Origin of the sequence: Shewanella spartinae, assembly GCF_019457555.1 — a bacterium.
Lineage (GTDB): Bacteria > Pseudomonadota > Gammaproteobacteria > Enterobacterales > Shewanellaceae > Shewanella > Shewanella loihica.
Genome location: NZ_CP080418.1, coordinates 441069 through 460666 on the forward strand (window position 1 = coordinate 441069; position 19598 = coordinate 460666).

Here is a 19598-nt window from a genome sequence, read left to right on the forward strand (position 1 = left end):
AATGAACAAACAGAAAGGTTTTACACTAATCGAGTTAGTGGTCGTAATTATCATTTTAGGGATTCTGGCGGTGACCGCGGCGCCAAAGTTTATCAACCTACAGAGTGATGCTCGTAAATCGACGGTTGAAGGTATGAAGGGGGCACTACAGGGTGCCAATACCTTGCTTTACTCCAAGGCCGCAATCCAGGGTAAAGAAAAAGATGCTAATTCGAATGACGCAAATAACGTTGATACGACTGGAGACGGTACTGCTGATACCAAGGCAGTATATGGTTACGTGAAGGCGGATGCTACAGAGTTAGCGAAAGTACTTGAAGTGGATAGTGCTGATTGGACGATAGCTGCACCATCAGCTGGTGTGAGCACTGCTGATATCATCATTCATCCTGCAGATTTTACTCCGGCGGCAGATAAGAAGTGTTTCCTTGAGTACACGGATGCTACATCCAGCAGCTTACCTGTTTATAAAACCGTTTTAGATAACTGTTAATGGTTTAGTACTATCTAAAGGCCTGCAATGCAGGCCTTTTTTGTCTGTGGCGAGAGACTAATTACTGAAATCGATGGCAATATTTGCCATACTCTGTAGGTTATTAGAAAGTTTAACGCTATCAGCGTGTTGCGGCTGGGGTGTCGATGAATAAACAACAAGGTTTTACCCTTGTGGAGCTGGTCACTACCATCATCTTGATTGCCATTTTATCTGTGGTGGTCTTGCCGCGCTTCTTTACCGCCTCAAGCTACAGCGCCTATACCTTGAGAGACGAACTGATTGGCGAGCTCAGACGAGTCCAGCTGATGGCGCTGAATAACCTGGATCGCTGCTACAAGGTGAGTGTGACGGCGACAAGTTATCGCGCCGACATCTATGGCGCCGACTGCAGTAGTATGTCGGTCAGCGGCAATGCCCAGTCGCTACCCCGCCAGACCAGCCTGAGTTTAGGTGGCTTGAACAGCTTCACCTTGATCTTCGACCGTGATGGCAGGGTGACGGGCAGCTGCGCTACGGGCTGCACCATCAAGGTCACCGCCGATGAAACCTTAGACCTCACCATAGAGAGCCAGGGGTATATTCATGGACGCTAGCAGAGCTATCTTACCAAGGCGCGCCTCAGGCTTTACCCTGATCGAGTTGGTTGTGGGCATTATAGTGCTTGGCATCGCCCTGGTTATGCTCACCAGCATGCTGTTTCCCCAGGCGGATCGCGCCGCCGAAACCCTGCACAGGGTGCGCTCAGCCGAGCTGGCGCATTCCCTGCTCAATGAGATCTGGGGCAAGCGTTACGATCAGAACAGCAATCCCAATGGCGGCGTGCCCGCCTGTGGCGCAGCGGCCAGGCCAGACCTTGGATTGCCAGTAGGGCTGCCCTGTACCGATGAGGCCAACTTTGGCGCGGGCGGCCTGGCTCGCAACGCCTATAGGGATGTGGATGACTATCATGGCCTGACCCAGGCCAGCAAGATGCTCAACTCGGATCGCACCTATGCTCAGGAATATATTAACTACCAACTATCGGTCAGCGTCACCTATCCCGGCAGCGACAAGAACAGCAAGCTGGTGGCGATCAATGTGACCACACCCAGTGGCGAGGTGATCACCTATAATGCGCTGCGGAGTAACTACTAATGCGGCTGCAAACTAACAAGGGCTTCACCCTGGTCGAGATGGTGACCGTCATCATCATACTCGGCATCCTGGTGGTCGGGGTGAGTAGCTTCGTGATCTTGGGCACCCGCATCTTCGTCGAATCCAGCTCAGTGGATCAGGTGCTGAGCCAGAGCCGTTTCGTGATTGAGCGTATGACGCGGGAGCTGCGTAATGCCCTGCCAAACAGCATCAGGGTGGCCAGTTCAAGCGATGCCCAGTGCATCGAGTTTATGCCTATTAGCGCCAGCGCCAGCTATATCAGCCTGCCGATAGCGCCAGACAGCGCGGCAGACAGCGGCAGCGTGATGCTCCCGGCCCAGGGAATTAACCTAGCCCACAAGATGGTGATCTATCCGCTTTCACCTGCTCAGCTCTACCAAGACAGTCCGTCGACCACACAGGGGCGTATCTTCGATGTTAACCAGCTGAGTGGCAATCAGATCGAGTTTAACAATGCGCTGCGCTTCGATGAGGCATCGCCTCAGAAGCGCTACTTCATGGTCAATGGCGCCGTGAGTTACTGCTTCTTAAGCAGTGGCGATATCAGGCGTTACGACGGCTACGGGGTTCAGACCACGCAGCCGACACCGGCGCAGATGGGGACGGGGGCCTTGATGGGCCAGCATGTGGTCAATAACCTCGGCAGCGAGGCGCCGATTCATTACACGCCGGGTACACTGGTTAACAATGCCGTGGTGCAGCTATCGCCCCGTTTCGAGGTGAATGGCCAGACCTTTCAATATCAACATCAGGTGCAGGTGATCAATGTTCCCTAATCGAGTCAGGCAGCGAGGCAGCGCCCTAGTGATAGGCATCTTCATCATAACCGTGATGTTTCTGATGGCGGCGGCGCTCGTCAATATCGTCAGCGATGCCGACGAGGGGGTAAACCTGGAGGTGTTGGCGACCCGCGCCTTCGCCGCGGCGAACAGCGGCGCCGATGCCGCCCTGGCGCAGCTGTTTCCCCTAAGCGGTGCTGTGGTCGGTTGTTCTAGCGTCTCTGCTAGTTGGACACCGCCGGATGTGGTGGGCTTTCATGGCTGTAGCGTGGTGTTGAGCTGCAATCAGACCACAGTAGCGACTGGGAGTGAGAGTGTGACCCAATATCTTATCGGCAGTGAGGCGACCTGCGCCGTGGGCAACTGCGACGGCGATGCCTGTCTGCGCGTCAATCGTAAGGTGGAGGTCGAGGCCCGTGAATAGACTCCTGATAACCTTGCTCGCTGGCTTGTTTTACCTAATCTTCTCCACAGGTGTTTTCGCCGTGCCTCAGTGTGATGCGATCTTTACTGACCCGCCAACCGGAAACCATAACCCCGGCCTGGTGCCGCCCGATGATATTGGGCCTAGACTCGGCAACCTCACTTGTACTAAGTGGGGATGTTCTGGGCACAGTTCACGGTTCGCTCCCGGGGATTACGACTTTGCTACTGGTGATTTTCAAAATAAATCCTATATGAGCACCACGGGGAAAACGGCTCGCCTCTACTTCGATAACCTGTCGATGAATAATGCCAGCATCAATGCATCTGGCAATGCCGAAAACCTGATCATCTATGTCAGGGGCGATCTCTCTGTCGCCGGGCAGAACTATATCAACGGCATCCTCTATGTTGCCGGCACTGTGACTTTTACCGGCAATGCTTGGATAGATGGCGCCATCGCATCAGGGGGGAGTCTGAGATTTGGCGGCAATGGTGGAGCGGATGTTGACCTGGGAGCTGTGGATGATGCCGACTTCGGCGGCATGTGTGACAAGGGCGGTGTGAGTGTCGACCATTACCGGCTCGAATTTACCTCGGATGCGCTGAGCTGTGCCGCCAAAGACATACTGCTGCGGGCCTGTGTCAACGCCGACTGCTCGACCCAGGCGAGTGTCTCCTCGAGCGTCGAGCTGACCAAGAACGGCCTGAAATATGCCGATGTCGGCTTTACTGGCTCGGCTCAAACCCAGGTGTGGCACCCAGACGGCGGCAGCGTGCGCCTGGGACTCGACACTACGGCACCATCCGCGCCCTATCGCTGTTATATCGACGGTGCTCTGGTGGCTAATGCCCAGTGCCTGCTCGACTTTGCCGATACGGGATTCTATTTCGATGTGCCGGACAGCACCGCCTGTAAGACGGGTAACAGCTTTAACCTGTTTGCTGTGACCAAGGATACTCAGACGCAGCAGTGTAAGCCCCTGTTTGCCAATCAGACCAAGACGATTAGCTTCGGCTTCGATTATCTGCGCCCGGCCGTGGTCAACAACCCGGCTAAGCTTACCCTGAATAGCCTGTTATCGCCGAGTGACTCGATAGCGATCGATGGTGGCGGCACTCAGACAATGCAGGTGCATTTTAACGCTGAAGGAGTTGCCAGTCTGTCGGCCAACTACCCAGAGGCGGGCGTGGTGACGCTTAGCGCCGAACATAACCACACTGTTTCGCGTCCTGCCGGAGGCTCAGAGACGCTAGTGCTCACCCATAGCGATAGCTTTACCTCGGCGCCTGCTGGTTTTCATTTTGCCAATGTCAGTGCCAATGGGCGCTGTGATGCCAGTGATCCCTATGACGCTGACTGTAAGGTGCTGGCCGCAGCGGGTGGACCCTTTAGCATGCAGGTGACTGCGGCCTGTTGGCAGAGCGATGATGATAAGGATTTCGGTAACAACAAGGCATTGCAGAATTTCGAGCATGGCGGCCTGTCCGTGGTGTCACAGGTGGTGCAGCCCGATACCGGGGTAAACGGCGTGTTAGGCCGTGATAGTCTGGCGTTCTCACTGTCATCAGGCGCCAGTGCCCAGATCATCAATGATCAAAGCTGGAGCGAGGTGGGCACCATGCAGGTGGCGCTTGGCGCGGACGTTAGTTACGAGGGAGTAACCATTCCCGCCAGCCAGTCCAGCAGCGAGGTATTTGGCCGTTTCACGCCAGCCTTCCTAAGCATTACAGGCAACGACCCTGAGGCAGCCCAGAGCTGCGGCGCATTCACCTATCTGGATCAGCCCTTCGGCTTTAAAACGGGCGCCGAGCCAAACATTCAGGTGGCGGGGTTAAATGCCCAAGATAAGGTGACCAGCAATTACCAGATCGGCGATTGGTGGCGTTACAAACACAGGGATGAGGCAGATCGCAATCAGTGGTCGGAGCGCAGCTATCAAGACAGCACAGGGCTAGCTGTGATTGGCGACAGTCAGGAGCCGGCACTCTCAGGCCAGGTCAATTATCGGGCCTCACCCAATGTCGCTGAGTTGATCGGCGCCCAGCCGAGTTACCGACGCACCCAGACGCCACTGGAACCCTTCGATGCCAAGTTTGATCTGGTTTTGTCGGCGTTGGATGTCAGCGATGAAGATGGCATCTGTTATCGCGACAGCGCAACGGCCGCTTGCCGCGGATTTACCTTCAGCGATATCGGCGACGGTAAGGCCTTCGAGCTGCGCTATGGCCGTCTGGTGCTGGAAAACGGCTATGGCCCTCAGTCGGAGAGCCTGCGGCTGCCACTACGCAGCGAATATGTTTCAAGCGTGACTGCTGGCGTGCCTACCTGGACATTAAATGGCGATGATAATTGCTCGATTTTTAATACCCAGACCTCCTTAGATGCAGGCGAGACGGCAACCTCTGGCCTGTATCGCATCCTACCTTCGGGCTTCCCCGATCTGCAGGCCTATAGCGATAGTGGATTGTCGCTGCGCAGTGGCGCTCTGGTGAATGGCGTGGGCAATCTATATTTTGCCATCCCCAATCAGGCGGGCGAGGTGCCCCTCAAGCTGCATGTTGAACCTTGGCTCAAGGGCTATTGGAACTATCCGGGGAACGCTGCTGATACCTTGTTTGACCCGAGGGCTAATGCCTATTTTGGCACCTATCGCGGACACGATAAGATCATCTATTGGCGGGAAGTGAAATAGCCGATCTACCAATTGCTGAGCGAGTGTTCACTTAGGCTGACACAAGCCCCAATGATGAACAGATATTTATCTAAGGATCAGCATAATATCCTTGTGGAATGCGGGGGGCATTGATAAAGTTACCTGATTTTTATTTTTCCGACTCCACTGAGACAGGCTGGTTACATGTTCAAGAAGCTGCGTGGCATTTTTTCTAACGATCTTTCGATCGATTTGGGTACGGCTAACACCTTAATTTACGTTCGCGAAGAGGGCATAGTGTTAAATGAGCCTTCGGTTGTTGCAATTCGGGGCGAACGCGGCAGCGGCGGCCAAAAATCGGTTGCCGCCGTGGGAACGGAAGCTAAGCAGATGCTGGGTCGTACGCCGGGCAACATTCAAGCCATTCGTCCAATGAAAGACGGTGTGATCGCCGACTTCTACGTGACCGAGAAGATGCTGCAGCACTTCATCAAACAGGTACACAACAACAGCGTATTCCGCCCAAGCCCGCGCGTCTTGGTGTGTGTGCCAGTGGGAGCCACTCAGGTTGAGCGTCGTGCGATTCGTGAATCGGCCATGGGCGCAGGTGCTCGCGAAGTCTATCTGATCGAAGAGCCAATGGCGGCCGCTATCGGTGCCGGCCTGCCTGTGTCGGAAGCAACAGGTTCTATGGTGGTGGATATCGGTGGTGGTACTACCGAGGTGGCCATCATCTCACTCAACGGCGTGGTTTATTCTTCTTCTGTGCGTATCGGTGGCGACAAGTTTGACGATGCCATCATCAACTATGTGCGTCGTAACTATGGCAGCCTGATCGGTGAGGCCACGGCCGAGCGAATCAAGCACACCATAGGCACCGCCTATCCGGGCGACGAAGTGCTGGAGATCGAAGTGCGCGGTCGCAACCTGGCCGAAGGGGTACCACGTAGCTTTACCCTGAACAGCAACGAGATCTTAGAGGCGCTGCAAGAGCCACTCTCTGGCATCGTCAGCGCCGTGATGGTGGCGCTGGAGCAGTCTCCGCCAGAACTGGCTTCAGATATCTCTGAGCGTGGCATGGTACTGACTGGCGGTGGCGCGCTGCTGCGTGACCTCGACCGTCTGTTGATGCAAGAGACCGGTATCCCTGTGATGGTGGCCGACGATCCGCTGACCTGTGTGGCCCGTGGTGGTGGTAAGGCATTAGAGATGATCGACATGCATGGCGGCGATCTCTTCTCTGACGAAAACTAATTCGGCTCAAGAAAATAGGCAGCAAGACTCTGGTTACACCCTTGGCGAGGCATAGTAAATGATGGCTCGCCGCCCAGACACCACAAGGTGAATGGGTAAAAAGTGGGTACCGGGTTCGCTGCCTTAAGTGTTTTATGAAACCTATTTTTGCCCGCGGTATTTCGAATCAATTCAGGCTCACATTGGCAATCGTTTTGTCGGTGATCTTACTGGTGGCCAACGATAGGCTGGAGCCGGTGCGCCAATCTATCTCCTCTGTGCTCAGCCCACTGCAATACGTGGCTAACATTCCCGGCGCCATCCTGGATTGGTCTGCCGAGAGTATCGCTACCCGCAACATGTTGGCCAAGCAGAACAAGCAGCTGCTGCGGCAGCAACTCCTGATGAGTGAGCGTCTGCAGCGCTTCGAGCACCTGAGACAGGAAAACGATCGTCTGCGCGCGCTGCTGGGCTCTCCGGTACACATGGACTCCAAGAAGATGGTGGCCGAGGTGATGGAGGTGGCCAGCGATCCCTTTCGTCACTATGTGGTGCTAAACCATGGTGCCCGCAGCGGCGTCTTCGTCGGTCAGCCCGTGGTGGACGCCCATGGCGTCGTCGGCCAGGTGGTGGAGATCAGCGAGCTGACCAGCCGGGTGCTGTTGATTTCAGACGTGACTCATGCCATCCCGGTGCGGGTGACCCGTAACGATGTGCGACTGGTGGCCCAGGGGATTGGCGAGCTCGACGAGCTCGAGCTGCGCCACGTGGCCAAAAGTACAGACCTTAGGGTTGGCGATCTCCTGGTCTCCTCGGGTCTGGGTAAACGCTTTCCCGAAGGTTACCCCGTGGCGCGTATCATGACGGTCGAGCGCGACGATGGCCAGAGCTATGCCACGGTCACGGCCCAGCCTTTGGCGGCACTGGACCGTATCCGTTACCTGCTGTTGATCTGGCCTGATGGCAATCAGAGTGAGCAAGCCGAGCCGGTCGAAGCCGGCGCCGATGCCCAGCCGCAAGCGGAGGAGACGCCATGAGCATGCATATTCCCCACGGTCGTTGGGTGGTCTGGTTAAGCTTCCTGCTGGCCATGTTATTTCAGATCATGCCGCTGCCAGGCCTGGTCGAGGGCTGGCGCCCCGACTGGCTGCTGCTGGTGATGATCTACTGGGCGATGGCGCTGCCGCACCGCTACAACATACTCTCGGCCTGGGTGCTGGGCGTCTTGTTGGATATCCTGCTGGGGGCCCACCTCGGCATACGCGCGCTCTCCATGTCGCTGGTGATCTATGTGGTGGTACTGCACTTCCAACGGCTGCGTAACTTCCCCATGTGGCAACAGGCACTGATGGTGGCCAGCCTAGTGTGCCTGCACCATCTGCTGGTGTTCTGGGTACAGTTTGTGGTGAACGTGGCCAGTTTCGATGTCAGCCTGTTCCTACCGGCCCTGTCGAGCCTGATCATCTGGCCTTGGGTATTTTGGATGCTGAGACGCATTCGCCGTATTTATAAAGTGAGATAATGATGCAACTGGTATTAGCCTCTTCCTCTCCCCGTCGTCGCGAGCTACTGGCTCAAGTGGGTCTTGGCGACTCAGAATTTGCTTTCGAGGCGCTATCCGCCGACATAGACGAGAGCCATAGGGCAGGGGAAAGCGCCGATGAGTTCGTGGTGCGTCTGGCGATCGAGAAGGCGCAAGCTGGTCTGGCGCTCTGGGGACAGGCGGGCGCCGTGGTGCTGGGCTCTGATACTATAGTGGTATTGGAAGGCGAGATCCTAGGTAAGCCTAAGGATGAGCAGGACGCCAGGCAGATGCTAAGCGCGCTGTCGGGCAAGCGCCATAGCGTGATGACGGCGGTGGCGGTTACCGACGGTGAGCGGACCCTGTCTCGATTAGTTGAAACTAAAGTGCAATTTTGCGGCCTAACAGAACAGGCTATCTTGGCCTATATCGCCACCGGCGAGCCCATGGATAAGGCCGGCGCCTATGGCATTCAGGGCTTAGGCGGCTGCTTCGTCGAGGCCATCGACGGTAGTTATTCGGCGGTAGTAGGACTGCCGCTGGTGGAAACCCGGGCCCTGCTGGCCGAGATGAAGTTGTTAGCCGTTTAGCGTTTTACCCAATAGATTGAGCCATTTAGGTCTAAGTTGTTCTAAAATTAACGGTCCTTAGGCCGTTAATGCATTAATCATATTTGAGTGAGTAAACATGAGTCACATAGTCAAAAACAGAGTACAGAAGAAGATAGGTTCTGAGTTATTGATCAATGTGACGCCTACCGAGGCGCGGGTGGCGCTGGTGGAATATGGCATCTTGCAAGAGGTGCATATCGAGCGCCGCATGAAGCGTGGCCTGGTGGGCAACATCTACAAGGGTAAGGTCAGCCGGGTATTGCCTGGCATGCAGGCCGCCTTTGTGGATATCGGCTTGGACAAGGCCGCCTTCCTCCATGCCTCTGATATCGTGCCCCATACCGAGTGTGTGGCCGACGTCGAGAAGGGCAACTTCGTGGTGCGTGACATCGCCGAGCTGGTGCGCCAAGGTCAGGACATCATGGTGCAGGTGGTCAAAGATCCCCTGGGCACCAAGGGTGCGCGCCTCACCACAGATATCACCTTGCCCTCGCGCTATCTGGTCTTCATGCCGGGCTCCAGCCATGTGGGTGTATCTCAGCGCATCGAGTCTGAAGAGGTACGTGCCCGTCTCAAGGGACTGACCGAGCCCTTTGTGGATGAAGATGGCGGCTTCATCATCCGTACCGCCGCCGAGAATGCGGGTGAGCAGGAGCTGATCCAGGATGCGGCCTTCCTGCGCCGGGTCTGGGCCAAGGTGTGCGAGCGTCGCAAGCGTCCGGGCGTCTCTCTGCTCTACCAAGATCTCGCCCTGCCAGTGCGTATCGTGCGTGACTTCGTCGGTACCGAGCTGGATCAGATCCAGGTGGATTCCGGCCAGACCTATGAGGAGCTGCTGCAGTTTACCCAGGAGTTTATGCCCGAGATCGCCGACAAGATAGAACACTATTCCGGCCGGGTGCCCATCTTCGATCTCTATGATGTGGAGAACGAGGTGCAGCGCGCCCTAGGGCGCAAGGTGGAGCTCAAGTCAGGCGGTTATCTGATCATAGATCAGACCGAGGCCATGACGACTGTGGATATCAACACAGGCGCCTTCGTTGGCCATCGCAACCTGGAAGAGACCATATTCAACACCAACCTGGAGGCGACCCACGCCATCGCTCGCCAATTGCGCCTGCGTAATCTGGGGGGGATCATCATTATCGATTTCATCGACATGTTGAACGAAGACCATAAGAAGCGTGTGCTCAGCACTTTAGAGGCAGCGCTTGCCAACGACAGGGTGAAGACCAATGTCAGCGGCTTCTCGGGTCTTGGACTGGTGGAGATGACCCGTAAGCGGACCCGCGAGAGCCTGGAGCATGTGCTGTGCGGCGAGTGCCCGGCCTGTTTCGGCACAGGTAGCCTGAAGACGGTCGAGACGGTTTCTTACGAGATCTTCCGCGAGATCATCCGCCTCAATCGCGGCTATGATGCCGACGAGTTCCTGGTTTACTGTGCCCCGACTGTCTACAACAGCCTCACCGGCGAGGAGAGCCATCTGGTGGCTGAACTCGGCGCCTATATCGGCAAGCATGTTCGCCTGCAAAACGAGCCCATGTATGCGCAAAACAAATTCGATGTGGTGATAATGTAGTGTCACGCCCATTCTGTCCCCGCACCTTCGGCCGTCTATGCTGGCAGATGATCGCCATCATAGTGGTGCTTTTTGCCTTGAGCGTCAGCCTGTTCAGAGGCCTGCTACCTAAGCTGGATCAGGTCCGTCAGGAGCTGGTGAGCTATATCTATGAGCAGTATCAGGTCAAGGTCGAGGTCAGCGAACTCACCGCCGAGTGGCAGGCGTTTGGCCCTGCGGTGACCATCAAGAATCTGGTCTTGCCGGTGCAGGAAAACCTGCCGGTCACCTTCATCATAGACAATGTCCACCTCAAACTGGATTTCTGGGACAGCCTGGTCTCGGCGTCGCCCCAGATAGAGAATGTGATCTTCGAAGGGGTCAAGATCGCCCTGGATCTCGACCGTATCAGTCAAGCCGGTAACGGTCAGCAGAGCAGCGATGTGCCAGTGGCAGAGCAGAATACCGATTGGCTCTATGCCCTGATGCTGGAGCAGTTCGATCGCTTCGCCATCACAGATGTGACCATGCAGCTGATTAGCAGCTCTCACAAATACCGACCTATCCATATCAGGGATCTGCGCTGGCGCAATCTGGTGGGTCGCCACAGAGCCGAGGGCGCGCTGTTCCTCGACGAGCAGGCCTCTGAGGTCGAGCGTCTCTCCCTCTCCGTTGATATTCGTGGCGATGGCCATAGCCCAGAGTCCTTGACCGGTCAGCTCTATCTTGCGGCCAACTCGCTGGATCTCGGTGAGTGGGCGTCGCGCCAGGAAAATCCTTATGCGTCGGGCAAGAAGCTGCCGCTCGAGGGAGTGGTGAACCTGCAGGCCTGGGCAGAGTTTTCTAACCGCGCCTTTACCGCGGCGACGGTCGCCTTCGAGCCGAGCTGGCTACAGTGGCAACTCAAGGGTGAGCAGCAAAAATTTGAAATTAAGGCTGGCCAGCTTAACTGGCAGCCACAGGTCTCGGGCTGGCAACTGACCAGCTCAGACCTGGCCTTCGTCACCAATGGTCAGGCCTGGCCCGCGCTGCATATCGGCGCGCGCAAGCGTGACGATCGGCTGATGGCCAGTATCAATCAACTGGATGCCGAGGTCTTGTTGCCTCTGTTGCCCCTGGTGCCCGGCATGGATCTCGATGGCCTCTACCTGTGGCAGTCGATGGATCCCAAGGGCAGCATAGAGCAGCTCAAGCTGGGTTACGGCGCGCAGCAGGGCTTTGCCCTGTCGGCGCAGCTCAAGCAGTTTGCCTGGCAAGGCAGCGGCGCCATCCCAGGGGCAGAGCCGATTGACCTTATGCTCGGCATGCAGGGGAGCGACCTTTATCTGTCTGCGCCCGAGCAGCAGTATCACTTGGATTTTAACGGTGGTTTCGAGGAAGCATTGTCCCTTGCGGGTGACGCCTTCACGGTGAAATATGCCCTGGGCGAGGCGGCGCTGATCGCCCCTAAGCTGCATTTCTATAATGCCGACCTGGATCTCGATGCGGCCATGAAGCTGGGCTTTGCCGGTGAGGCCAGCCTTAACCTGCTGGCCGATGTGCAGGTGAAGAACGCCGCCAGGGCTAAGTACTATTTCCCTAAGCATGCCATGTCCGAATCTCTGGTCGATTACCTCAGCGGCGCCATCAAGGCGGGGCAGAGCCAGGACGCCAAGGTGGTGTGGAACGGTCCACTGAAGCATTTCCCCTATGACGACAACAGCGGTGTGTTCCAGGCCGGTTTTTCTTTGAATCAGGCCCGCTACAGGTTCCAGCCCGATTGGCCTGAGGTGACCGACCTGAGCCTAAATGTGCTGTTTGAGAACGCGGCTATGGATATCTGGGTGAACAAGGGGATGTTGATGCAGGTGCCGGCCGACGGCGCCCATGTGGCCATCCCGCGCATGAGCCATCAGACGCTGCTGACGGTGAAGGCGGATCTGCGCACTCAGGGCGAGGCGGCCAAACAGGTGCTACAACGCTCACCCCTGGCCGATACGGTAGGGGCCACGCTAGAGGTGGTGCAGGTGCAGGGTGAGGTATCGGGCAAGCTGGATCTCAGCATCCCCCTCTATCATGGTGGCAAAGAGGCGATACTGGGTCAGGTGAAGTTTGACAATACCCCTGTCTATATCAGCGAGCCGGGGGTACAGCTAGATGGCGTGACCGGCGAGGTCTACTTTGCCAACGAGGTGGTCACTGGTGAGAAGATACAGGCGCGTCTGTTCGAGCAACCCGTGAGTTTCACCTTCGACACAGGCAAGACCAACAAGCATTATGGCCTGAATCTGGATATGCAGGGGCAGTGGGCGCTGGCCTCGCTACCGGCGATGTTAGACAACCCCCTCAAGGATTACTACAGCGGCGAGCTGGATTGGCAGGGCGCCATGACGCTGATCTTCGATGAGCTGGGGTATCGTATACAGGCGCAGGTGAAGAGCGACATGCAGGGCGTCGAGCTGAGCCTGCCGGGCAAGTTTGCCAAGACGGCCGAGAGCCCGCGAGCCCTCTCATTCGAGCTGATCGGCGACAACAAGCAGGCCTCGCTAGGGGCCAAGCTTGGGGATCAGATGGAGTTCTGGGGTGGCTTCGACGAGGAGTCAGGCGACCATCTGGCGCACTTCGACCTGCTGCTGGGACGCCTGTTTAAGCCGGGTGACCAACTCAAGCGTCAGGCTGGTCATCTGCAGCTGGATATGCCTGCCACCGAATTTGCCCCCTGGCTGCCAATCATCAAGGGATTCATGGGCGACGCCGCGCTGGAATCCTCACTGGACCTGGCCATGCGGGAAGCCTTAGCGGAGCAGGCGCCGGAGACCCCGCTGGTGCAGGCAGATACCGAGCCTAAGAAGAGTAGCTTCTTCCCACCGCTGATCGCGGTCGATGGTCAGGTACGCCAGTTGAACCTCTATGGGCAGCCGCTGACTGAGCTGAATCTGGAGGCGCGTCCCACAGAACATGGCTGGCGCTTCGAGGGCAACGCCAACGAATTTAGCGGCCGGGTGGACTTCTATCCAGACTGGTCGACCCAGGGCTTAAAGCTGGTGGCGAGCCGTTTCAACTTTGCGCCTGAGAGCAAGGAGGGCGAAGCGTCTGAAGTTGCCAGCGATGAGGTGCTCAGCATACTGCCGCCGCTGGCGGTGGATGTGGATCAGTTCAGTGTCTATGGCAAGCCGCTGGGTCACCTGGTGTTGCAGGCAACGCCCAAGAATGGTGATTATCAGATCCAGACCATCGCCATCACCACCCCAGGGATCACCCTCAAGGGTAAGGGCGCCTGGTCCAACAGTGACGGGCAGAACCTGACCGAGTTTCAGGTGGATCTCAAGGCCAAGCAGTTCGATGAGGTCTCGGAGCGTCTGGGCATAGACCCAGGCCTCAAGGAGGCGCCGCTGGATCTGCAGGCCGAGCTGTCATGGCAGGGGGCGCCCTATGCCTTCTCGCTGGAGACCCTCAACGGTCAGATCAGTTACAAGCTGGGCAAGGGCCACCTGTCTGAGGTGAGTGACAAGGGCGCGCGTATCTTCTCTTTGTTCAGCCTGGATTCCTTGCTGCGTAAGCTGTCGCTGGACTTCTCCGATGTCTTCGGCAAGGGACTCTACTTTAACGCCTTTACCGGCACCCTTAAGCTGGATAACGGCGTGGTGAAGACCACGGACTCCGAGATGGATGCGGTGGCCGGTAACATGAGGGTGCGGGGTTATACCGACCTCACTACCGAGAGCCTCAACTACGACATACGCTTCGTGCCGCAACTGGCCTCAAGCGTGCCCACTGTGGTGCTACTCAGTACCGGCGGCTGGACACTTGGCCTGGGCGCCTTCGCCCTGACCAAAGTATTGGAGCCGGTGATTGAGGTGATCTCCGAGATCCGCTTCAGGCTGACGGGCACCATGTCTGAGCCTAAGCTGGAGGAGCTGGAGCGTAAGAGCAAGGAGATAGAGATCCCCGAGTCTGTCCTGCCGCGTCAACAAGCGCCTGGCGCAGAAGCTAAGCCCGAAAATAAACAGTCCGAGAGCGAACTGCCAGAAAGCAAACAGCCTGCGCAACTAAAACAAGAGCAGCAGCAAGAACAGAATCCAGCGCAGCCTGGGGCAGACGCTCTGCCAGCAGCGGCGATGGGTGAGCAGGTGATGCCATCTGGCGTTGAGATCCCTAAGCCAGCGGTCGTCGCCATGCCCGAGTTTAAGGAGACGCCCACCGGACAGCAGGCACCAGTGGAGCAACAAACCGAGACGCCGCAACAGCAAGAATCACAGGAAAAGCCAGTGAACAAGGAGTCAAGCGATGCAGGTCAGCCTATTACAATGTCAGAGTGGTCGCGACGTCGAGGAGAACCTCAGCTTTATTCGCGAGCAGCTTGATGCCCTAGCCGGTGGTGAGCGCCCCCATCTGGTGGTGCTGCCAGAGTGTTGTCTGCTGTTTGGTGGCCATGAGCGTCAGCAGTTGGCCTACGCCGGGGACGATGCCGGCAGCGAACTCAAGCAGACCCTGGCCGCGCTGGCGAAACAATATGGTATCTATCTGGTGGCGGGCACCATTCCTATCCTGGCCGATGAGGGGCGGGTGTTTAGCCGCAGCTATTTGTTTGACGATAGCGGCGAGACCCTAGGCCACTACGACAAGCTGCACTTGTTCGACGTGGATGTGGACGACGGCACTAAGTCCTACCGGGAGAGTGACACCTTTTGCCCCGGTGAGGAGGTAACCGTCGTCGATACGCCTTTCGGTAAGGTCGGGATGGCGATATGCTATGACCTTAGGTTTGCCGATCTATTTCGCGCCATGCGCCTGCAGGGGGCGGAGATCATCGTCTTGCCGGCGGCCTTTACCAGGGTGACCGGGCGGACGCACTGGCTGCCCCTGCTGCAGGCGAGGGCAATTGAGACCCAATGTTTCCTGTTGGCAGCAGCCCAGTGGGGCGAGCACAACCAGGGTAAACGTGAGACCTGGGGACACTCCTGCGTCATCTCCCCCTGGGGAGAAGTACAGGCGATTAAGCCAGAAGGCTGTGGCTGGTTGTCGGCAGAGATAGACCTTAAGGCTATAGAGGGGATACGTCGCAACATCCCTGTGGTCGAGCACAATCGTTTCGAGCCACCCAAATTAAAGAGATTATAAAATCGCGTCTTCATGCAGGCGCCATAGAGAGAAAATTAATGCCATTTTTAACCCAAGTAGAACAGAGCCTCTTGCAAGACGGATTGTCGCTGGATCAGTTGCAAGGCTATATCAATAGCATTCATCAGCATCAGGTGGACTTTTCCGATCTCTATTTTCAGGGCAGTCGCCACGAGTCTTGGGTGTTAGAAGATGGCATAGTCAAAGAGGGCAGCTTCCATATCGAGCGTGGTGTGGGCGTGCGTGCCATCAGCGGCGAGAAGACGGGTTTCGCCTATGCCGACGAGATCACCCCTGCGGCGCTGAGCGCGGCGGTCGAGGCGGCACGCGGCATCTCTGCGGCGGGCAATAGCGGCCGTGTCCATGCCTGGAAGCAGCAGAAGGTGACGCCTCTGTATCAGAGCGCCGACCCTATCGCCGCCATGGAAGAGGTGAAGAAGATTGAGCTGCTCAAGCAGGCCGACGCCTATGTGCGCAGCCTGGACCCGCGCATCATACAGGTGGTGATCAGCCTGTCGGGCGTGCACGAAGAGATCTTAGTCGCGGCCAGCGACGGTACCCTGGCGGCAGATATTCGCCCCTTGGTACGTTTTAACTGTAGCGTGGTGCTGGAGCAGGAAGGCAAGCGTGAGCGCGGCGCCAGCGGTGGCGGTGGACGCCATGATTATCAAGTGTTTTTCGAGTCGGGCGACGATGGTCTGCCTAGCTGTTTCGCCTTCGCCCGCGAAGCCGTGCGTCAGGCCTCGGTCAATCTGACCGCCATAGATGCGCCGGCCGGTGAGATGCCTGTGGTACTGGGCGCGGGTTGGCCCGGCGTACTGTTGCATGAGGCCGTGGGTCATGGCCTGGAAGGCGACTTCAATCGTAAGGGTAGCAGCGCCTTTAGCGGCCTGGTGGGCCAACAGGTGGCTTCTAGCCTAGTGACTGTAGTGGACGATGGCACCCTGGAGAATCGACGCGGCTCGCTCAGCATAGACGATGAAGGGGTTCCGACCCAGAAGACTGTGCTTATTCAGGACGGCATCCTCAAGGGCTATATGCAAGACAAGCTCAACGGCCGTCTGATGGGCCAGGCCTCAACCGGTAACGGTCGCCGCGAGTCTTATGCCCATCTGCCGATGCCGCGTATGACCAACACCTATATGGAAGCCGGCGACAGCTCGCCTGAAGATATCATCAAGTCGGTGGACAAGGGGATCTATGCGCCTAACTTCGGTGGCGGTCAGGTCGATATCACCTCTGGCAAGTTTGTGTTCTCGGCGTCTGAAGCCTATCTCATCGAGAGGGGTGAGATCACCCAGGCGATCAAGGGCGCGACCCTGATAGGTAATGGTCCCGAGGCCATGGGGCAGATCTCCATGGTGGGGAACGATCTGGCGCTCGACAAGGGTGTCGGTGTCTGTGGCAAAGATGGTCAAAGTGTGCCCGTGGGTGTGGGCCAGCCTAGTCTGAAACTCGACCGCTTGACGGTAGGCGGCACGGCGTAATTCAGCCGTGGGCCTCGCCTCTGGCTGAGCCGCTAGAGGCAAGTACCGCCCTGCCGGAGTGGTTGCAGGGTGGTGCAAGAGAGTATTTAGGGAAGGCTGTCGACAGCTTGTGAAGCGGCTTGCCAACAAGGCTTGCTTCTCAACGCCCCCATAGGGTGTTAACATTTGCCAAGGAAATAGAGTTTTAGCTCTAGAGGTGTCGATGAGATATTCACGTATTGTTTGGCTGTCGCTGTTAGCTCTGGCGGGTAATGCCGCCCAGGCAAAGGAGCTCGCCTTTAGCGATGCCTGGCAGCAGCTGTTGCAGGTCAGCGACAAGTTGCAGGCCAGCCAGCAGGAGGTTAACCGTGCCCAGGCCGAAAAGGCCGCCGGCGAGGACCTCAACCTGCCTTCGTTGTCGATCAACGGCAGCTACACACGTTTAGAGAAACCCCTGGAGCTGGACCTGAGGGATCTCAACCCCTTAGCCAGTCTCGATCCCGCCACCTTGCCGCCGGCACTCGGTGGCGCCCTGGGCGCCATTCCGGGATCGCTGTTTGTCACCCCTTTTACCGAGCAGGACGTCTTCCGCTCAAGCCTGCAGGCGATGTGGCCCATCTATACCGGTGGCCGTATCAGCGCCGCCCAGGGGATCCATGAGGCTCAGGTGGCCGAGAAGGAGCAGCAGCATCAGCTGTCCACCCGGGATCTCTTCGTCCAGCTGGTGGACAGATACTATGGCGTGGCGGTGAGCCATGCCCTGATGGCGACCCGTGGTCAGCTGATGGATGCTCTGACTGAGCACGCCGAGCATGCGGTCAAGCTTGAGCAGCAGGGACAGATCGCCAAGGTGGAGCGTCTCAACGCCCAGGTGGCCCTGGAAAATGCCCGGGTGGATTATGCCAGCGCCAAGCGTCAGCTGGAGATGAGCCAGATAGCCCTGTCGCGAATGCTGCATCAGAGTGATGTCGATACCGCGTCAAAGCTGTTCCTCCTCGATAACCCGCCCTCCCTCGGACAACTCAGTCAGCTAACCCTGACTAGCCATCCGGCGCTCAAGCTGCTGGAGGCCAAGGAAACCCAGGCCAACGGCCTTATCGATGTGGAGAAGGGCAGTTATTACCCTAGCGTCTTTCTCTACGGCAATTACACACTATATGAAGACGACAGCCTGCTGGCCAAGATGGAGCCGGACTGGATGGTCGGCGTCGGGGTGAAGATCCCGCTTATCAGCCGCGATGGTCGTAGTGGCAAGGTCGAGGCCGCCCGCAGCGCCCTGTTGCAGGCGCGCTACACCAAGGCGCAGACCCAGCAGGATCTCAGCCTGCTGCTGGATCAGAGCTATCGCCAACTGCAGCAGGCCAGAGAGGAGACAGAGTCTCTCGACCTGTCGCTGTCGCTTGCCAGAGAAAACAAACGCCTAAGGGATCTCGCCTTCAGCCAGGGGCTGTCGACCTCTATCGAGAAGGTGGACGCCGAGCTTAAGCTGAGCGGCGTGCAGACCCAGCAGCTGGCGGCCCAGTATCGCTACGTACAGGCCTACGCCAGATTGATGGCCATCAGTGGCCAGTTAGATGAATTTATCGGTCGTTCACGCACCGCCCAGGAGAGAGCTGATGCGCACTAACAGAATCCTAGCCATTGTCGCCCTAATCGCCTTAGTGGCCATCCTGGCCTACGGCCTGATGCTGGCCCATACGCCCAAGGCCGAGCGACTGCAGGGGCAGATAGAGGCTAGAGAGTACAACATCTCCTCCAAGGTGCCAGGGCGCGTGGCGCAGGTCATGGTGCGCCGTGGCGATCAGGTGGCCGAAGGCGATCTCCTGTTTGCCATCGACAGCCCTGAGCTCAATGCCAAGTTGATGCAGGCTCAAGGGGGCCGCGATGCCGCCAAGGCGTTGCAACAGGAGGCGGATAACGGCGCCCGCAAGCAGCAGGTAGCGGCTTCTAAGGAGCAATGGCTAAAGGCGAAGGCGGCAGCAACCCTGGCCGAGACCACCTATCAGAGGGTAGAAGCCCTGTTTAGCGAAGGCGTGCTGGCCCGTCAGAAACGCGACGAGGCCTTTACCCAGTGGCAGGCGGCCAAGTACACCCAGCAGGCGGCCTACGCCATGTATCAGATGGCCGAAGAGGGCGCCCGTGAAGAGACCAAGGCCGCGGCCGAAGGCAATGCCCGCATGGCCGAGGGGGCGGTGAAAGAGGTCAGCGCCATTTTGGCTGACAGCCAGATGCGCTCGCCTAAGTCTGGCGAGGTTAGCGAGGTACTGCTGCACCCGGGCGAGCTGGCGCCAAGCGGCTTTCCTGTGGTGAGCGTTATCGACATGCAGGATGCCTGGGCCGTGTTTCAGGTGCGTGAAGATCAGCTTAAGGGCTTTAAGGTGGGCGATACCCTGGAGGTGGAGATCCCGGCGCTCGGCGAGCGTTACCCTTTCAAGGTGGCGCACATCAGCGTCATGGGCCATTTCGCCACCTGGCGCTCCACCGAGAGTGGCCACGACTTCGATATGCGCACCTTCGAGATGGAGCTGAGACCCGTGTCGCCCATAGCCGACCTAAGGGTGGGTATGACCAGCCTGCTGGTGCAATAGGCCTTGGCGT

At 57.6% G+C, this 19598-nt stretch carries 16 protein-coding genes; all 16 read left to right on the forward strand.

What is annotated here, in order from left to right:
* Position 1 precedes the first annotated feature (1 nt).
* On the forward strand, positions 2-493 hold the full coding sequence (locus K0I31_RS02025; protein WP_220079721.1) for a type II secretion system protein: 492 nt from the start codon (positions 2-4) through the stop codon (positions 491-493).
* Between the two features lie 146 nt (positions 494-639).
* Positions 640-1089 (forward strand): type II secretion system protein, encoded by a 450-nt coding sequence (locus K0I31_RS02030; RefSeq protein ID WP_220079722.1) that lies wholly within the window; start codon positions 640-642, stop codon positions 1087-1089.
* Positions 1079-1630 (forward strand): type II secretion system protein, encoded by a 552-nt coding sequence (locus tag K0I31_RS02035; protein WP_220079723.1) that lies wholly within the window; start codon positions 1079-1081, stop codon positions 1628-1630. The genes K0I31_RS02030 and K0I31_RS02035 overlap by 11 nt, the downstream gene beginning before the upstream one ends.
* Complete coding sequence (locus K0I31_RS02040; RefSeq protein WP_220079724.1) at positions 1630-2427, forward strand: PilW family protein; 798 nt, start codon at positions 1630-1632, stop codon at positions 2425-2427. The genes K0I31_RS02035 and K0I31_RS02040 overlap by 1 nt, the downstream gene beginning before the upstream one ends.
* Complete coding sequence (locus K0I31_RS02045; protein ID WP_220079725.1) at positions 2417-2854, forward strand: MSHA biogenesis protein MshP; 438 nt, start codon at positions 2417-2419, stop codon at positions 2852-2854. The genes K0I31_RS02040 and K0I31_RS02045 overlap by 11 nt, the downstream gene beginning before the upstream one ends.
* Positions 2805-5549 (forward strand): DUF8470 domain-containing protein, encoded by a 2745-nt coding sequence (locus K0I31_RS02050; protein WP_491573762.1) that lies wholly within the window; start codon positions 2805-2807, stop codon positions 5547-5549. The genes K0I31_RS02045 and K0I31_RS02050 overlap by 50 nt, the downstream gene beginning before the upstream one ends.
* 165 nt (positions 5550-5714) lie before the next feature.
* Complete coding sequence (locus tag K0I31_RS02055) at positions 5715-6764, forward strand: rod shape-determining protein (RefSeq protein ID WP_011864209.1); 1050 nt, start codon at positions 5715-5717, stop codon at positions 6762-6764.
* A gap of 134 nt (positions 6765-6898) precedes the next feature.
* Positions 6899-7780: a rod shape-determining protein MreC gene (gene mreC, locus K0I31_RS02060; protein WP_144200002.1), complete on the forward strand. Its 882-nt coding sequence runs from the start codon at positions 6899-6901 to the stop codon at positions 7778-7780.
* The gene (mreD, locus tag K0I31_RS02065; protein ID WP_011864211.1) at positions 7777-8265 is read left to right on the forward strand and encodes a rod shape-determining protein MreD; all 489 of its coding nucleotides are present in this window, start codon (positions 7777-7779) and stop codon (positions 8263-8265) included. Before mreC ends, mreD begins: the two co-directional genes overlap by 4 nt.
* 2 nt (positions 8266-8267) lie before the next feature.
* Positions 8268-8855, forward strand: a complete 588-nt coding sequence (locus K0I31_RS02070; protein ID WP_286670330.1) for a Maf family protein — start codon at positions 8268-8270, stop codon at positions 8853-8855.
* Positions 8856-8952: 97 nt separating this feature from the next.
* Complete coding sequence (gene rng, locus K0I31_RS02075; RefSeq protein ID WP_011864213.1) at positions 8953-10455, forward strand: ribonuclease G; 1503 nt, start codon at positions 8953-8955, stop codon at positions 10453-10455.
* On the forward strand, positions 10455-14777 hold the full coding sequence (locus K0I31_RS02080) for a YhdP family protein (protein WP_220079728.1): 4323 nt from the start codon (positions 10455-10457) through the stop codon (positions 14775-14777). Before rng ends, K0I31_RS02080 begins: the two co-directional genes overlap by 1 nt.
* Positions 14701-15534: a carbon-nitrogen hydrolase family protein gene (locus K0I31_RS02085; protein WP_220079729.1), complete on the forward strand. Its 834-nt coding sequence runs from the start codon at positions 14701-14703 to the stop codon at positions 15532-15534. Before K0I31_RS02080 ends, K0I31_RS02085 begins: the two co-directional genes overlap by 77 nt.
* A gap of 38 nt (positions 15535-15572) precedes the next feature.
* Entirely contained in the window at positions 15573-17021 is a 1449-nt protein-coding gene (gene tldD, locus K0I31_RS02090) for a metalloprotease TldD (protein ID WP_220079730.1), read from the forward strand.
* Positions 17022-17223: 202 nt separating this feature from the next.
* A complete protein-coding gene (locus K0I31_RS02095; RefSeq protein ID WP_220079731.1) occupies positions 17224-18627 on the forward strand; it encodes a TolC family protein in 1404 nt (467 codons plus the stop codon).
* A complete protein-coding gene (locus tag K0I31_RS02100) occupies positions 18617-19588 on the forward strand; it encodes an HlyD family secretion protein (RefSeq protein WP_220079732.1) in 972 nt (323 codons plus the stop codon). The genes K0I31_RS02095 and K0I31_RS02100 overlap by 11 nt, the downstream gene beginning before the upstream one ends.
* Positions 19589-19598 lie beyond the last annotated feature (10 nt).

What these genes read in the sequence shown, in the direction of transcription:
- K0I31_RS02025 (WP_220079721.1), top strand. Translation starts at nt 2, where the DNA reads ATGAACAAACAGAAAGGTTTTACACTAATCGAGTTAGTGGTCGTAATT.
- K0I31_RS02030 (WP_220079722.1), top strand. Translation starts at nt 640, where the DNA reads ATGAATAAACAACAAGGTTTTACCCTTGTGGAGCTGGTCACTACCATC.
- K0I31_RS02035 (WP_220079723.1), top strand. Translation starts at nt 1,079, where the DNA reads ATGGACGCTAGCAGAGCTATCTTACCAAGGCGCGCCTCAGGCTTTACC.
- K0I31_RS02040 (WP_220079724.1), top strand. Translation starts at nt 1,630, where the DNA reads ATGCGGCTGCAAACTAACAAGGGCTTCACCCTGGTCGAGATGGTGACC.
- K0I31_RS02045 (WP_220079725.1), top strand. Translation starts at nt 2,417, where the DNA reads ATGTTCCCTAATCGAGTCAGGCAGCGAGGCAGCGCCCTAGTGATAGGC.
- K0I31_RS02050 (WP_491573762.1), top strand. Translation starts at nt 2,805, where the DNA reads ATGCCTGTCTGCGCGTCAATCGTAAGGTGGAGGTCGAGGCCCGTGAAT.
- K0I31_RS02055 (WP_011864209.1), top strand. Translation starts at nt 5,715, where the DNA reads ATGTTCAAGAAGCTGCGTGGCATTTTTTCTAACGATCTTTCGATCGAT.
- mreC (WP_144200002.1), top strand. Translation starts at nt 6,899, where the DNA reads ATGAAACCTATTTTTGCCCGCGGTATTTCGAATCAATTCAGGCTCACA.
- mreD (WP_011864211.1), top strand. Translation starts at nt 7,777, where the DNA reads ATGAGCATGCATATTCCCCACGGTCGTTGGGTGGTCTGGTTAAGCTTC.
- K0I31_RS02070 (WP_286670330.1), top strand. Translation starts at nt 8,268, where the DNA reads ATGCAACTGGTATTAGCCTCTTCCTCTCCCCGTCGTCGCGAGCTACTG.
- rng (WP_011864213.1), top strand. Translation starts at nt 8,953, where the DNA reads ATGAGTCACATAGTCAAAAACAGAGTACAGAAGAAGATAGGTTCTGAG.
- K0I31_RS02085 (WP_220079729.1), top strand. Translation starts at nt 14,701, where the DNA reads ATGCAGGTCAGCCTATTACAATGTCAGAGTGGTCGCGACGTCGAGGAG.
- tldD (WP_220079730.1), top strand. Translation starts at nt 15,573, where the DNA reads ATGCCATTTTTAACCCAAGTAGAACAGAGCCTCTTGCAAGACGGATTG.
- K0I31_RS02095 (WP_220079731.1), top strand. Translation starts at nt 17,224, where the DNA reads ATGAGATATTCACGTATTGTTTGGCTGTCGCTGTTAGCTCTGGCGGGT.
- K0I31_RS02100 (WP_220079732.1), top strand. Translation starts at nt 18,617, where the DNA reads ATGCGCACTAACAGAATCCTAGCCATTGTCGCCCTAATCGCCTTAGTG.